The 292-nt window shown below is 40.4% G+C and carries 1 pseudogene; it reads right to left on the bottom strand.

What is annotated here, in order from left to right:
* Positions 1-39: 39 nt before the first annotated feature.
* Positions 40-292: pseudogene (locus J4G36_RS18310) on the bottom strand (hypothetical protein); the annotation flags it as partial.

The raw sequence follows: 292 nt of genomic DNA, 5'->3' as shown, positions 1-292 counted from the left end.
CTTCCCAGAAAAAGTCTGCCACTGAAATCATAACTGCGCAACGAAGATATTATTCGGGTTATCATAAACTTCTTTTGGTTCGCCTACTTGTTGGATAATACCGTCTTTCATAACGACTAAACGTGTAGCCATTGTCATCGCTTCTGTTTGGTCATGCGTAACATAAACAGTCGTCGTTTGAAGACGAGCATGTAATTTTTGAATTTCTGCACGCATTTGAACACGTAATTTAGCATCCAAGTTAGAGAGAGTCAATTTGGTTATCGCTTCTTGGAGTTGGGGGTTCTCCATG

The organism is Sporosarcina sp. 6E9 (assembly GCF_017921835.1).
Taxonomy (GTDB): domain Bacteria; phylum Bacillota; class Bacilli; order Bacillales_A; family Planococcaceae; genus Sporosarcina.
This window is presented reverse-complemented; position numbering and strand designations above follow the sequence as displayed.